The following is a 15090-nucleotide window of genomic DNA, read 5'->3' as shown; positions in this document are numbered from 1 at the left end:
GGGGAACGGCCGTGACCCGGACGTGATGTTTCCGCGGCAAAGCATACTCAGAGCTGGACATTGGGTGGAATATCATCGCCAAACTCTTTCGCCCTCGGATCGCCACCGGACTGTCGGAGCAGGCCAGGCCCGAGGCTCTGGGCCGCCGCCAAACAGGCCAGGGGCACGGCCGGCAACACGTACCGGTAGTCGAACTCGGCGGCCGCGGCCGGTGTGATCAGCAGCACAACGGCCACCGACCAGGGCACCAGCCAGGCCGGACCCGCCGCGAGGCGGCTTGCGTGCCGCCTGCGGGCGAGCGCCGCGACCGGTGGCACGAGCAAGATCCCCAGGAGCACCGGGCCGGGCAGGCGGACCATGCTCTGGTAGGCCCGCATCCAGCCGGCGAAGGGCTCCACGATCTCCGTGCCGATCGCACCCTGCTCGTAGAGCTTGGCATACTCGGCGCCGACCTGTGCGGGATAGCGCCCAGGAGGCCCCGGCGGGGCCGCCGGGAACTGGTAGTAGCCGTAGATCTCGGCGTCGGGGTAGATCGGCCGGCCCCAGGTGAACGAGCGGCCCAGCTCCTCCAGCACGGAGGCGGCGTAGTCGAGGGGCTGCGTGGTGATCGCCAGCATCGCGAACCTGGCAGCCAGGTCGTCGTTCTCCTTCGAGAACGTGATCCCCGGCCGCAGCACCAGTGGGGCGTCCTTGGCCCAGATGTACTCCTGCGAGGGCGGCCGCCGCTCCGGCGGGCGCGGGTCGCACAGGACCTTCAGGTCAGGGGGCGGGTCCATCCTGGCGCAGTCGGCGAAGGACATGGTGCGGGCGTAGAGGAAGACGCCGTTCGCACCGACCAGGCCGACGCGCTGGTAGGTGACGTAGAACCAGGCGCCGTACGCGACGATCGGCACCAGCGCGGCGGCCAGCAGCACGGCCGCCGGCCCGAACCGCACGACCGGCACTCTCCGCCCGCCCGGCCGTCCTCGCCCGCCTGACCTTCTTCGCCCGACCGGCTCTTCTCGCCCGACCGGCGTTCTTCGTCCGACCGTCGGCCTGAACGATCCGCCCGCCGGTCCGATCGGTTCGTCCGCCGGGCTCAGCCGGTGGCGCAGCGCGAACCAGGCCGCAAGGAGCACGATCAGCGGCTGGCCGACCGTCCTGGTGAGCGTGGCGGCGGCCAGCAGCAGGCCGATGGCGGCGATGGTCGCCGTCCGGCGCGTGGCGCACAGCGCCACGGCGGCGACCACCAGGAACGTGAAGAGCGTGTCCGAGACGAGCAGGTGCTCCAGCTCGATCTGGTACGCGTCCAGCAGCACCGGCACCGTGGCCAGCGTCGCCGCCCACCTGGGGGCCCGGCGGGCGGCCCGGTAGATCAGGATGGCGGTGGCCAGGCCGAGCAGGTGCTGGGCCGCCGTGACCGCGCCGAACGCGTGCAGCGGCTCCAGCAGCTTGAGGAACATCGAGTAGCCGGCCGGGCGGACGAGGTCGGGGCGGGGTTTGAAGACGGTGACGATGTAGGTGTAGGAGTCGGGGAACCACAGGGCGGGGCGGTAGCCGAGCATGGCCAGGGTCCGCAGGACGGTGCCGACTGCCAGAACGGCCAGGAACCAGCGGTGCCGCCGCACCCACTGCCTCCGAAGTGCGGTGCTGTGCGGTGCGGTGCTGCCTGGCGTGGTGCTGCCTGGCGTGGTGCTGTCCGGTGTGTGGCGTGTCGCGGGTTTCAGGACGCGCGCCCGGATGGTCTTCAGGACGTGCGCCAGGTCGGCGAGGCGCTCCACCCGGCTCAGGAGCCGTGCTGGCAGGCGATGCGGGTCGCGGGGCAGGCGCCGCCGGCCGCGGCCGGTCCTCGTGGGCTCCCCGTCGCGAGCCTCCGGCCTCACCGCATGTCCTCCCGCTTCTCCGGCACGTCCGTACGCTACCGGCGATCGCGAGCACGCCGCGCCCCGCGCCGCTCGCCCGCGCCGCGTGCCCCGCGCCGCTCGTCCGCGCCCCGCGCCGCCGCGCCGCGTGCCCCGCGGCCCGCCCCGCGTCCATGCCCCGTGCCTCGCGGCCCCGCAGTCCGTGGCGCGCGGGTGGACGGTGGGTGCGTCAGGGTTGGATACGCTCAGCCTCCGATGGAACTCGATCGACCCGGCCGGGTGCTCGCCACGCTGTCCGTGCTGCCCGCGCTGGCAGTGGCGGGCTGGTTGCTGGCGGGTCTGCCGCTGCTGCTGCTCGGCTGGTTCGCGCCGTTGCCCGCCACGCTGCTCGGTGTCCCGCTCGCGGCGCTGCTGTGCTGGCTGGGCGCGCGCGGGCTGGGCGAGAGCCCCACCCACGGCGGCACGACACGCGGCGGCGCGGCGAGTGGCGGGACGACACGCGGCGACACGACACGCGATGGCGTGGCGAGCGGTGGTGCGGCGAGCGGCGGAACGGCCAGCGGTGGTGCGGCGGGCGGTGGCGCGGCCGGTGGTGTCGCGCGGGCGGTGGTGTCGCGTGCGGCCGGGGGCGTCCTCGGGCGGGTCAGGGCCGCCACGTGGCAGGTGGCGGGCGTCGTGGGGGTGGCCGCCGCCTCGGGTGCGTTCAACGCGATCATGCACAGCGAGCAGATCGCCGTCAGGCGCGACCCGGCCACCTACACGCAGTACGCCGCCTGGATCGCCGCCCACGGCGGCCTGCCCGTCCCCGCCCAGGCCGAGGCGTTCGGCGGGGCGGATCCCGCGCTGGTGTTCAAGAGCGTCGGGTTCTACGACGTGGACGGGGCGGTGGTGCCGCAGTTCATGCCGGGCTCGCCGATGCTGTTCGCGATCGGCCACTGGCTGGGCGCCCCGTACGTGGTGCCGGCCGTGCTGGGTGCGCTGGCCGTGCTGGCGGTGGCCGGGGTGGTGGCGAGGCTGGCGGGGCCGAGGTGGGCGACGGTGGGGGCGGTGGCCTTCGCCGTGAGCCTGCCGATCCTCTACACCTCGCGCACCACGTTCAGCGAGATCCCGTCGCTGATCCTGCTGTTCGGCGGCCTGGCCCTGGCCTACGACGCCCTCGCGCGGCGGGAGCGGGGCAGGGCGCTGCTGGCCGGGCTGGTGTTCGGGCTGGCCGTGCTGGTCAGGGTGGACGGGTTGCGGGACGTGCTGCCGGTGCTGGCGTTCGCGGGGCTGCTGATCGCGATGCGGCGCTTCCGCAGGCCGGAGGGGGTGGTGGGGCCGCCGCTGCTGATGGGACTGGTGGCCGGGGCCGGGATGGGGATGCTGGCGGCGTATCTGGTGGCCCGTCCTTACCTTTCCTATCTGTCCGGTTCGGTGAGGCCGCTGCTGTTCGTCTGCGCGGGCGTCCTCGTGCTCACCGCCGCCGGTACGGCGCTCGCCCCGGCCCTCGCCCGGATCCGCCTGCCGGAGTGGGCGCCGAGGACGGGGGCGGTGCTGGTCGTGCTGCTGATGGCGGCCCTGTACGCGCGCCCGTGGGTGCAGACCGTCACCCGGATCCCCGTCAGCGACGACGACCGCCGCACCGCCGAGATGATCATGCAGATCCAGCGGGCGAACGGCCTGCCCGTCGACGGCACCCGGCTCTACTTCGAGGACTCCCTGCGCTGGGTGGTCTGGTACGTCGGCGCCCCCGCCGTCCTGCTGGCCACGATCGCCGCCGCCCTGCTCGTCCGCAGGCTGCTGCGCGACGGGTCGTCGTTCGAGTGGCTGCTGCCGCTCGCGCTCGTGGGCTGGACGACCGTCACCACGCTGCTGCGGCCCGAGATCACCCCCGACCACCCGTGGGCCGCCCGCCGCCTGGTGCCCGTCGTGATCCCCGGGATGATCCTGCTCGCCTCGTACGGGCTGGCCAGGCTGCGCCGCCTCACGGACCGGCACGGGCCGCGGGTGCTGAAGTGGGGCATGGCGGCAGCGGTGGTGCTCGTCCTCGTGCCCCCGGCCGTGACCTCGATCGGGACGGCGTTCACGCCGGTCGAGCGGGGAGAGGCGGCGGCGGTGCAGGCGATGTGCGCGAGGATCCCGGCCGACGCCTCGGTGCTGACCGTCGAAAGGGTGACGGGTGACCGGTTCGTCCAGGTCGTCCGCGGCATGTGCGGCAGACCGGCCGCGCAGGTGGCCCGCCCGGACGGTGCCGACCTGGCCACCGAGGCCGAGGTGCGGCGGCTGGCCGAGCGGGTGCGCGCGGCGGGCCGGGTGCCGGTCGTGCTGGGGGCCGAGCAGGGGCAGGTCTCGCCGTACGGGGCGGCGTCGCAGGTCCTGGGGCTGGTCACGCGCCAGGACGAGCGATCGCTCACCGAGGCGCCGGACGGCACGTGGTCCCTGCGGATGAACGTGTGGATGGCGGTCGCCTGAGCGGCCCGCGATGAGCCAGACTGGGAAGAAGATCCGGGAATCGGGAGTTCCCGCTGGCCCGATGTGGACTCGCCTCCCGGCTGGGCAGAGTACCCTCGACCCCCGTGAGCACGCTTGAGACCCCCAAGAGTGGAACCGCCGTGGAAGAAGCGCCGTACGTCACGATCGTCCTGCCCTGCTACAACGAGCAGGACCACGTCCTCGACGAGGTGGAGCGCATCACCAGGGCGATGGACTCGAGCGGCTACACCTACGAGCTGGTCGCCGTCGACGACTGCTCGACCGACGCCACCCTGGCCAAGCTGAAGGAGGCCGCGCCCGACTATCCCCACCTGCGCATCCGGGCCTTCCACCGCAACGGCGGGGCCGGCACCGTGCGGCGCATCGGCTCGCAGGAGGCCAGGGGCGAGATCGTCGTCTGGACCGACGCCGACATGTCCTACGCCAACGAGCGCATCCCCGAGCTGGTGCAGATCCTGGAGAAGGACGCGACCATCGACATGGTGGTCGGAGCCCGCACCAGCGAGGAGGGCTCGCACAAGCTCCTGCGCGTGCCGGCCAAGTTCGTGATCCGCAAGGTGGCGGAGATGCTGGCCGGGCAGAAGATCCCCGACCTCAACTCGGGGCTGCGGGCCTTCCGCAAGGCGGTGGCCAAGCCCTACCTGCGGCTGCTCCCCCCCGGCTTCTCCTGCGTCACGACGATCACGCTGTCGTTCCTGTCGAACCAGCACGACGTCTACTACCTGCCGACGGAGTACGCCAAGCGGGCCGGCAAGTCGAAGTTCAGCTTCGTCTCCGACGCCTACCGCTACATCCTGCAGGTGCTGCGGATGATCATGTACTTCAACCCGCTCAAGGTGCTCATGCCGCCGGCGTTGTGGCTGGTGGCCATCGGGTTCGTGAAGGGCGTGTGGGACATGATCCAGCACCCGTTCTACTTCCCTGCCAACACCGTCATGATCTTCCTGTCCGGGCTGCTGATCGGGTCCGTGGCGTTGCTCGCCGACCTGATCGTGCGCTCGCGGGGAGAGTGACGTTGCGGATCGCGATCGTCGGCCCCACCCATCCGTACAAGGGGGGCGGGGCGCAGCACACCACCGAGCTGGCGCACCGCCTGGCGGCGCTCGGCCACGACGTGGTGATCGAGTCGTGGCGCGCGCAGTATCCGTCCTTCCTCTACCCGGGGCAGCAGACGATCGACGCGCCCGAGGGCACGCCCTACCCGAAGACCGTGCGGCGGCTCGACTGGCGGCGGCCGGACGGGTGGGTGGCGGCCGGGCGGCGGCTGCGGTCGGCGGACCTGGTGGTGCTGGCGGTGCTGAGCCCGGTGCAGGTCCCCGCCTACCTGGGCATCCTCCACGGGATCGGGCGGAGGACCCGTACCGTCGCCCTGTGTCACAACGTGCTGCCGCACGAGCGCAAGCCGTACGACGAGCCGCTGATGAAGGCCCTGCTCAAGCGGGTGGACGGCGTGCTGGCCCACTCCGAGCCGCAGGCCGCGCTGGCCAGGGGGCTCACGGCGAAGCCGGTCAGCGTGGCGGGGCTGCCGCCGCACCTGCCCTCGACCTCCGGTGACCAGCCCGCCGGGGCGGTGCACCGCCGGCTGCTGTTCTTCGGCATCGTGCGGCCGTACAAGGGGCTGGACCTGCTGCTGCGCGCGCTGCCCGAGGGGATCTCGCTGACCGTCGCGGGCGAGTTCTGGGGCGGGCTGGAGGAGACGAAGGCGCTGATCGGCGAGCTGGGCCTCGGCGAGCGGGTGGAGCTGCGGCCCGGGTACGTCGCGGCCGAGGACGTGCCGAGGTTGTTCGCCGCGGCCGACGCGCTGGTGCTGCCCTACCGCAACGCCACGGCCAGCCAGAACGTCTGGCTCGCGCACGAGCACGGCGTGCCCGTGATCGCCACCCGCGTCGGCGCGCTGGCCGACCACGTCACCGACGGCGTGGACGGGCTGCTGGTCGAGCCGGGCGACGCCGGGGCGCTGCGCGCGGCGATCGAGCGGTTCTACGCCTCCGGAGAGCCGGAGAGGTTGCGGTCGGGGGTCAAGGCGGTCGATCCCGAGCCGTTCTGGTCGGCGTACGCGACGGCGCTGCTGGGCGCCTGACGGCCGAGCGCGAACGCGATGCCCGCGGCGGCCGCGTCGGCCAGCGTGAACGCCAGCCGCGACACGATCGCCACGGCGAGCGCGATGGGCGTGCCGACGATCGGCCCGAGCACGAGCACGAGCGCGCCCTCCCTGACGCCGACCCCGGCCGGCACGACCACGGTCAGGATCCCGGTCGCCCAGGCGAAGGCGTAGGCGCCCGTCGCCACCACGTACAGGTCGGGACGGCCGGCGATGAGCCCGATGTGCAGGCCGTAGACGAGCCAGCCCAGCGCCGTCCACGCCACCGCGACCACCACCGTGCGGCCGGACAGCACGCTCTCCAGCGGCTCCTTGCGCGCGATGCGCAGCGCCAGGTTGAGACCCCAGGTGAGCACCCGGGGATGCAGGCAGACGATGATCACCGGCACGAGCAGCACGAAGTACCAGGCCCGCCGCACCGCCTCCAGCGTGCCCAGCGTCGGGGTGGCGATCGAGATCGCCACCCCGAGGTTGATCACCAGCCCCAGCGAGATCGTCGCGAACGTGCGCCGCGGCGGGCTCCCGTGATCGCGCCCGAGGTCGATCATCGCCGCGTACGCCCACACCGCGCCCGGGATGTACTTCCCGAGCTGCCCCACGAACATGATCCGCCCGGCGATCCGCACCGGCACCCGCGTGCCCAGCCCCGCCAGGATCTCCCGCCAGGCCAGCAACATGCAGAACTGGCCGACCAGCACCGCCACGAACGACCCGAGCACCGCCCATGGCGACATCGCGGCCAGCGCGGTCGTGGTCTCGTCCCAGTTGGTGGCCAGGCCGTAGCCCAGGAAACCGATCGCGACCAGGGCGAGGAGGACGCGCAGCAGGCGGCGGAGCATTGGCTCAGGTTACGCGCGGTTCTCCGCCCAAATCCAGCAGGCGGGAGCACACGATTGGCGTGCGCGTCCGCACGAGGTCGGTACGGTGGGGAACCGTGGTGAAGCAACGGGTCGCGCAGCTCGAATACTCGGAGTTCCAGTCCGCCATGCTCGACGAGGCGAAGCGCCGGCGGAAGGCCGCGAAGATCATCGCGGTGCTGGAGCACTTCAACGGGCCGCTCGGCGGGCTGACCGTCGGCGACGTGGGCTGCTCGGCCGGGTTCATCGCCGACGAGCTGGCGCAGGCCGGCGCGAAGCACACGCTGGGCATCGACATCGACGTGCCGGGGCTGCGCAAGGCGGCCGACCGGTTCGGCGAGCGGGTGGCGTTCGTCTGCGGCGACGGCACGGCGCTGCCGTTCCCCGACGGCTCGATCGACGTGCTGGTGTTCAACCACATCTACGAGCACGTGGTCGACCCCGACGCGGTGGTGGCGGAGATGCGCCGGGTGCTGTCCGACAACGGGGTGCTCTACCTCGGGCTCGGCAACCGGCTCGGGGTCATGGAGCCGCACTACAAGCTGCCGTTCCTGTCGTACCTGCCGCCGGCGCTGGCCGACCGCTACGTGCGGGCGTTCGGGCGGGCCGACCACTACTACGAGCGGTTCAGGACGCGGCGCGGGCTGCGCCGGATGTTGCGCGCCTTCCACGTGTGGGACTACACCCTGCCCGTGCTGGCCACGCCGACCCGGTTCGCGGGGGGCGAGCTGTTCCCCGGGGTGCTGGGGAAGGTGGTCAGGACGGTGCTGTCGCGGATGCCGCGCGAGGTGCTCAGGCTGCTGCTGCCGGTCGTGCCGACGTACCTGTGGGTGGCCACCAAGACCCCGCGCCGGCCGGCGGGGGCGCGGCTGCCGCAACCGCCCGAGCGGGTGCGCCCGCTGTGAGCACCGACCCCGCCGCTGACCCCGCCGCCGACCCAGCAGCCGACTCAGCAGCCGACCGCGCCGCCGAGTCCGCCGCCGATCCCGCCGAGGCTCCTGGCACCGTCGCCGAGGGGGTGCCGCGGCGGCGCTCGGTGGGTCGCCGGCTGGTCAGGTACGGCTTTCTGGCGGTCGCGCTCGGCTTCGGCGGTTACGCGGTCGCCAGGCAGTGGGACGCGGTGGTGGCCGGGTTCGCCAGGCTCTCGTGGGCGGCCCTGGCCGGCTCCCTGGTCGCGGTGGTCGCGGCGCTGCTCGGAGCCATGCTGACCTGGCGCACCCTGCTGGCCGACCTGGGCTCACCGCTGCCCGCGCGCCCGGCGGCCAAGGTGTTCTTCGTGGGCCAGCTCGGCAAGTACATCCCCGGCGCCGTCTGGCCCGTGCTCGCCCAGATGGAGATGGGCCGCGACCTCGGCGTGCCGCGCCCGCGCAGCGCGGCGGCGTTCTTCCTGATGATGCCCGTCCAGCTCGCCACGGGCCTGCTGGTCACGCTCGTCACGCTGGGCTGGAACCAGTACGGCTGGCTGCTGCTCTTCGTCCCCCTGCTGCTCGTCCTGCTCGAACCCAAGGTGATCAACGCGGTCATCGGGTACGCCCTGCGCCGCCTCCGGCGCGAGCCCCTCGAACGCCCCCTCACCAGGCGCGGCATGCTGACCGCGCTCGGCTGGGCGCTGACCGGCTGGCTCGCCTACGGCGTGCACCTGTACTTCGTCGCCCCCCAGGGAGGCCTGCTCTTCGCCGTCGGGGCCTTCGCGCTGTCGTGGTGCCTGGGCATCCTGACCTTCGTGATCCCGGCGGGCGCGGGAGTCAGAGAGCTTGCCATGGTTGCGGTGCTCGCGCCCCATCTTGACTCCGGTGCCGCAATTGCGGTGGCCCTTTCCTCCCGCATTGTCATCATCATGGGGGATCTGATCTGCGCGGGCCTGGCGGGAATTGCGGCGCGTCGCGACTCGGTGTGATTTGGCCCACGATTTAGGGGAGGCTGGTCATAAGCTGAATTTCAGAGGGGGACGCCCGGTCCCACGTTGATCTTGAGGGGAGAAGATCTTCGTAATGCCTCGAGTGCTCGTCGATGCGGCGGCGGTCCCCGCGGACCGCGGCGCGTTGATCAGATACGTTGACGGGCTCGTGGCCGCGCTCGATCGGGCCGGTGCGGATCTGTCAGTGGTCTGCCAGCGTGCCGAAGCGGAGCGATACCGCCGCCTCGCGCCCACGGCCCAGGTGCTTCCCGGGCCTGTCGCGATCACCAACAGAGCCGCCAGGCTGGCCTGGGAGCAGACAGGGCTCCCGTTACTGGCCCGCCAGGCCGGCGCCGACGTCATCCACGCCCCGTACTACTCCATCCCGCTCAGCTCGGGCCTGCCGACCGTCGTGACGGTGCACGACGCCACCTGGTTCACCGAGCCCGACAACCACAGCCCGCGTGCCGCGTTCTTCCGCTCGGCCACGCGCACCGCCGTGCGCCACGCCAAGCGCGTCATCGTGCCGTCCAAGGCGACGCGCGACGAGCTGGTGCGCGTGCTGGCCGCCGACCCCACCCGCATCGACGTGGCCTACCACGGCGTGGACCTTGCGCAGTTCCACCCGCCGAGCGAGGAGGAGATCCGCAGGGCCGGCCTGAGGTGCGGGCTGCACGGCCGGCCGTACGTGGCCTTCCTCGGCGCCCTCGACCCCCGCAAGAACGTTCCGAACCTCATCCGCGGCTTCGCCGCCGCCGTGAAGCGGCTGGAGGAGCCGCCGGCGCTGGTGCTCGGCGGCGGCGTGCACGAGGACGACGTGGACGCCGCCTGCCGCGAGGTCGAGGCCACGGTGAAGGTCATCAGGCCCGGCTACCTGCGCGCGCCCGACCTGCCCGGGTTCCTGGGCGGGGCGCTGGTGGTGGCCTTCCCCTCGCGCGGCGAGGGGTTCGGGCTGCCGGTGCTGGAGGCCATGGCCTGCGGCGCCGCGGTGCTCACCACCCACCGCACCTCGCTGCCCGAGGTGGGCGGGGACGCCGTGGCCTACACAGAGCCGGACGCCGGCAGCATCGCCACGGCGCTGGGTCACCTGCTCGCCTCCCCCGAGCGCAGGAAGCAGCTACAGGAGGCAGGGCTGGCCAGAGCTCGCGAATTCCCCTGGGACGCCTCGGCCGAGGCGCATCTCAGCTCCTATCAACGCGCGATCGAATAGTTCGGTAACCTCACGGAGTGATGGAGAGCTCTTTGCCAGACCTCGAGGCGATCCTCCTGGTCGGGGGGCAGGGCACGCGCCTGCGTCCGCTGACACTGGGCACGCCCAAGCCGCTGCTGCAGACCGCCGGGGTGCCGTTCCTGGCCCACCAACTGGCGCGCGCCCGCTCGTTCGGCGTGCGCCGGATCGTGTTCGCCACCTCCTACAAGGCGTCCATGTTCGAGCCTGCCTTCGGTGACGGGGCGGCGTTCGGGCTCTCGCTCGTCTACATGACGGAGGAGACACCGCTGGGCACCGGCGGCGCGATCCGCAACGCCGCCGAGGCGCTCACGGCCGGCCCCGACGACCCGGTGCTGATCCTCAACGGGGACATCCTCTCCGGTCACGACATCGGCGAGCAGGTGCGCGTGCACCGTGCGAAGCAGGCCGCTGTAACGCTCCATCTGACAGAAGTGGATGATCCATCCCGTTTCGGTTGCGTGCCGACCGACGAGGCGGGGCGCGTGACGGCGTTCCTGGAGAAGACCCCCAATCCGGTGACGAACCGGATCAACGCCGGGTGCTACGTCTTCACCCGGTCGGTGATCGACTCCATCCCGCGCGACGAGGTGGTCTCGGTCGAGCGCGAGACGTTCCCCGGGCTGATCGAGTCCGGTGAGCTCGTGCTGGGCTACGCCGACCGCACCTACTGGCTCGACGTCGGCACCCCGAGCGCCTACGTGCAGGGCTCGCGCGACCTGGTGCTCGGCAAGCTGGCCTCGCCCGCGCTGCCCGGGCCCACGGGCGAGTGCCTCCAGCTCGACGGGGCCCGCGTCTCGCCCGAGGCGAAGGTGCAGGGCGGCACGGCCGTCGGCGCGCGCGCCGTCGTCGAGGCGGGGGCCACGGTGGTGGGCTCGGTGCTGAGCGACGACAGCGTCGTCGAGGCCGGGGCCACGGTGACCGACTCCGTGGTGGGCCAGGGCGCGCGGGTCTGCGCCGGCACGGTGGTGCGCGACGCGGTGATCGGCGACGGCGCCATCGTCGGGCCGGGCAACGAGCTGCAGAACGGCGTGCGCATCTGGCCGGGCATCGAGCTGCCCGAGCGCGCGCTGCGTTACTCCAGCGACGTCTGACCCACCCCGCCGGGCGGGGCAGACTGGACAGGTGATGGAGCGCAGGTGGGAGCCCGACGGGCCGCTCGACGTGGGGCTGGCGTTGCAGCCGCACAAGCGCGGCGGCGGCGATCCCACCTGGCGCCGCACTCCCGACGGCGCCGTGTGGCGCACGTCCAGGACCCCCGACGGCCCCTGCACGCTCCGGGTGAGCGTCAAGGCGGACGGCGTGCACGGGCAGGCGTGGGGGCCGGGGGCCGGCTGGGCGCTGGAGACGATGCCGGCGCTGCTGGGGGCCGATGACGACCCGTCCGGGTTCAGCGTCAGGCACGAGGCGCTGGCGGAGGCCGCCAGGAGGCATCCGGGCCTGCGCATCGGGCGTACGGGGCGGGTGATGGAGGCCCTCGTGCCCGCCGTGCTGGAGCAGAAGGTGGTCGGGCAGGAGGCGTGGCGGGCCTGGCGTTGGCTGCTCGGCCGCTACGGCGAGCCGGCTCCCGGCCCTGCCCCCGAAGGCATGCGGGTGGTGCCGGAGCCGGGGGTGTGGCGGCAGATCCCGTCGTGGCACTGGCACCGGGCGGGCGCCGAGGCCGTGCGCGCCCGTACGATCGCCACCGCCGCCTGGCACGCGGGCAAGCTGGAGGCCGCCGCGACCACGCAGGAGCTCGACCGGCTGCTGCGGGCGCTGCCCGGGGTCGGCGTGTGGACGTCGGCGGAGGTGCGCCAGCGGGCGTTCGGCGACCCCGACGCGGTCAGCGTGGGCGACTTCCACCTGGCCAAGCTGGTCGGTTACGCCCTGACGGGGGAGAAGACCGACGACCCCGGCATGATGCGGCTGCTGGAGCCGTACACCGGGCATCGGCACCGCGCCACGGTGCTGGTCTGGCTCAGCGGCCTGCGCCCGCCGGCCAGGGGGCCGAGGATGGCCGCGCGCGACTACCGGTCGTTCTGAGCACGCCCTGGGTGCGTACGGTGAACTCAGCCCGTCGTACTGTGCCTGTATGAGTTCTGACTCCGCGCTCCGCCGTGCCCTCGCCCGTGCCAGGGACGGCAAGACGCTCGACGTGACCGAGGCGACCGTGCTCCTGCACGCCAGGGACGGCCATCTGGACACGCTTCTCGAACACGCCTCCCGGGTGCGCGACGCCGGTCTGCGGGCCGCCGGTCGCGAGGGGATCATCACGTACAGCAGGAAGGTGTTCATCCCGTTGACCCGGCTGTGCCGGGACCGCTGTGGTTATTGCACGTTCGCGACGGCGCCGCACAAGCTGCCCGCGCCGTTCCTGAGCCCCGACGAGGTGCTGGAGATCGCCCGGCAGGGGGCGGCGATGGGGTGCAAGGAGGCGCTGTTCACGCTGGGGGACCGGCCGGAGGACCGCTGGCACCAGGCCAGGGAGTGGCTGGACGCGCACGGCTATGACGACACGTTGTCCTACGTGCGGGCGATGGCGATCAGGGTGCTTGAGGAGACCGGGTTGTTGCCGCACCTCAACCCTGGGGTGCTGAGCTGGCGGGACTTCCAGCGGCTCAAGCCGGTCGCGCCGTCGATGGGGATGATGCTGGAGACGACGTCGCGGCGGTTGTTCGAGGAGAAGGGGCAGCCGCACTACGGCTCGCCGGACAAGGACCCGGCCGTGCGGCTGCGCGTGCTGGAGGACGCGGGCCGCACGAACGTGCCGTTCACGACGGGCATCCTGATCGGCATCGGCGAGACCGTCGAGGACCGCGCCGAGTCGATCTTCGCGATCCGCAGGGTCGCCAGGGAGTACGGCGGCATCCAGGAAGTGATCGTGCAGAACTTCCGCGCCAAGCCCGACACCGCCATGCGCGGCCTGCCCGACGCCGACCTGCAGGAGCTGGCCGCCACGATCGCGGTGGCCCGCCTGGTGCTCGGCCCCCGGGTGCGCCTCCAGGCGCCGCCCAACCTGGTGGACTCCGAGTACGAGCTGATGATCAGGGCCGGGATCGACGACTGGGGGGGCGTGTCGCCGCTCACTCCCGACCACGTCAACCCGGAGCGGCCGTGGCCGCAGATCGAGGACCTCGCCGCGCGCACCGGCGAGTCCGGCTTCCAGCTCAGGGAACGCCTGACGATCTACCCGGAGTACGTGCAGGCAGGGGAGCCGTGGCTCGACCCCCGGCTGATCGCCCACGTCTCCGCCCTGGCCGACCCGGCCACCGGCCTGGCCCGCGAGGACGCCGTGCTGGAGGGCCGCCCCTGGCAGGAGCCCGACGGCGGGTTCGCCGCGTCCGGCCGGGTGGACCTGCACGTCGAGGTGGACACCACGGGCCGCACGAACGACCGGCGCGACGACTTCGACCACGTCTACGGCGACTGGGACGCCCTGCGCGAGCGCCTGGGCACGGCGGCCGCCGCCACCTCCAGCGACGTGCGCCAGGCGCTGAGGCGGGCCGAGGCCGATCCGGCGGGCCTGACGGACGCCGAGGCCGTGGCGCTGCTCGGCGCCGAGGGTGAGGCGCTGGACGAGCTGGCCGCCATCGCCGACGCGCTGCGCAAGGAGGCGGTGGGCGACGAGGTCACCTACGTCGTCAACCGGAACATCAACTTCACCAACGTCTGCTACACCGGCTGCCGCTTCTGCGCCTTCGCCCAGCGCAGGACCGACGCCGACGCGTACACGCTGAGCGTCGAGCAGGTCGCCGACCGGGCCGAGGAGGCGTGGGCGGCCGGCGCGACCGAGGTGTGCATGCAGGGCGGCATCCACCCGGACCTGCCGGGCAGCGCGTACTTCGACATCGCCAGGGCCGTGAAGGCCAGGACGCCGGGCATGCACGTGCACGCGTTCTCCCCGATGGAGGTCATCAACGGCGCCTCGCGGATGAACCTGTCGATCCGCGACTGGCTGGAGGCCGCCAGGGAGGCGGGCGTGGACTCGCTGCCCGGCACGGCGGCCGAGATCCTCGACGACGACGTGCGCTGGGTGCTGACCAAGGGCAAGCTGCCGGCCAAGGAGTGGATCGAGGTCATCACCACGGCCCACCAGGTGGGCATCCCCACCACCTCGACCATGATGTACGGGCACGTGGACAACCACCTGCACTGGGTCAGGCACATCAAGCTGATCAGGAAGCTGCAGGAGGAGACGGGCGGCTTCTCGGAGTTCGTGCTGCTGCCGTTCGTGCACACCAGCGCCCCGATCTACCTGGCGGGCGTGGCCAGGCCGGGGCCGACCGCGCAGGAGAACAGGGCCGTGCACGCGCTGGCCAGGATCCTCCTGCACGGCGCGATCAGGAACATCCAGTGCTCGTGGGTCAAGCTGCAGGACGACCTGTGCCGCCAGGTGCTCCAGGGCGGGGTGAACGACCTCGGCGGCACGCTGATGGAGGAGACCATCAGCCGGATGGCCGGGTCGGAGAACGGCTCGTACAAGACGATCAGCGAGCTGCGCGAGATGGTCGAGGTCAGCGGCCGGCCGGTCAGGCAGCGCACCACCGAGTACGGCGTGCCGAGCGAGGAGCGGCTGGCTGCCTCGGCGGCCAGCGACGGCGTCTGCCAGAGCGTCAGGAGGGTCCTGCCGATGGCCTAGTTGTAACATGTTCTAACAAGCACTTGCGCCCGCCCAGTGAGGCGCTGGGAGAATCGTGCCTCCCCGTGGAGAGAGG

The 15090-nt window shown here is 72.6% G+C and carries 11 protein-coding genes; 9 read left to right on the top strand and 2 right to left on the bottom strand.

What is annotated here, in order from left to right:
- Window positions 1–47 precede the first annotated feature (47 nt).
- Window positions 48–1862: a hypothetical protein gene (locus HD597_RS43895; RefSeq protein ID WP_253751749.1), complete on the bottom strand. Its 1815-nt coding sequence runs from the start codon at window positions 1860–1862 to the stop codon at window positions 48–50.
- Between the two features lie 234 nt (window positions 1863–2096).
- Here HD597_RS43895 and HD597_RS43890 point away from each other — a divergent pair, with 234 nt between their 5' ends.
- The 3 genes from HD597_RS43890 (at window position 2097) to HD597_RS43880 (ending at window position 6393) form a co-directional block, all read left to right on the top strand.
- Window positions 2097–4292: a glycosyltransferase family 39 protein gene (locus HD597_RS43890; protein ID WP_253751746.1), complete on the top strand. Its 2196-nt coding sequence runs from the start codon at window positions 2097–2099 to the stop codon at window positions 4290–4292.
- Window positions 4293–4396: 104 nt separating this feature from the next.
- Window positions 4397–5326 carry a glycosyltransferase family 2 protein gene (locus HD597_RS43885; RefSeq protein WP_253751743.1) on the top strand — a complete coding sequence of 310 codons (930 nt, stop codon included), beginning with the start codon at window positions 4397–4399 and terminating at the stop codon, window positions 5324–5326.
- Between the two features lie 2 nt (window positions 5327–5328).
- Window positions 5329–6393, top strand: coding sequence for a glycosyltransferase family 4 protein (locus tag HD597_RS43880; RefSeq protein ID WP_253751740.1), 1065 nt, complete (start codon window positions 5329–5331; stop codon window positions 6391–6393).
- Here the strand turns inward: HD597_RS43880 and HD597_RS43875 are convergent.
- Entirely contained in the window at window positions 6294–7253 is a 960-nt protein-coding gene (locus tag HD597_RS43875; RefSeq protein WP_253751738.1) for a lysylphosphatidylglycerol synthase transmembrane domain-containing protein, read from the bottom strand. The genes HD597_RS43880 and HD597_RS43875 overlap by 100 nt on opposite strands.
- A 95-nt stretch (window positions 7254–7348) precedes the next feature.
- Between HD597_RS43875 and HD597_RS43870 the strand changes: the two genes are divergently transcribed.
- From HD597_RS43870 to HD597_RS43845, 6 genes are all read left to right on the top strand, one after another.
- A complete protein-coding gene (locus tag HD597_RS43870) occupies window positions 7349–8176 on the top strand; it encodes a class I SAM-dependent methyltransferase (protein ID WP_253751734.1) in 828 nt (275 codons plus the stop codon).
- Entirely contained in the window at window positions 8173–9168 is a 996-nt protein-coding gene (locus tag HD597_RS43865) for a lysylphosphatidylglycerol synthase domain-containing protein (RefSeq protein WP_253751731.1), read from the top strand. The genes HD597_RS43870 and HD597_RS43865 overlap by 4 nt, the downstream gene beginning before the upstream one ends.
- Before the next feature lie 145 nt (window positions 9169–9313).
- Entirely contained in the window at window positions 9314–10378 is a 1065-nt protein-coding gene (locus tag HD597_RS43860; RefSeq protein WP_253751728.1) for a glycosyltransferase family 4 protein, read from the top strand.
- A 32-nt stretch (window positions 10379–10410) separates the two neighbouring features.
- Window positions 10411–11490, top strand: coding sequence for a mannose-1-phosphate guanylyltransferase (gene manB, locus HD597_RS43855; protein WP_253751725.1), 1080 nt, complete (start codon window positions 10411–10413; stop codon window positions 11488–11490).
- Window positions 11491–11524: 34 nt separating this feature from the next.
- Window positions 11525–12418 (top strand): DNA-3-methyladenine glycosylase family protein, encoded by an 894-nt coding sequence (locus HD597_RS43850; protein ID WP_253759720.1) that lies wholly within the window; start codon window positions 11525–11527, stop codon window positions 12416–12418.
- 49 nt (window positions 12419–12467) lie between these two features.
- Window positions 12468–15014 (top strand): bifunctional FO biosynthesis protein CofGH, encoded by a 2547-nt coding sequence (locus HD597_RS43845; protein ID WP_253751722.1) that lies wholly within the window; start codon window positions 12468–12470, stop codon window positions 15012–15014.
- Window positions 15015–15090: the final 76 nt, after the last annotated feature.

It is taken from the genome of Nonomuraea thailandensis (assembly GCF_024172165.1).
GTDB classification, from domain to species: Bacteria; Actinomycetota; Actinomycetes; order Streptosporangiales; family Streptosporangiaceae; genus Nonomuraea; species Nonomuraea thailandensis.
The sequence above is the reverse complement of the archived record's forward strand: the minus strand, read 5'-3'. Positions and strand labels throughout refer to the sequence as shown.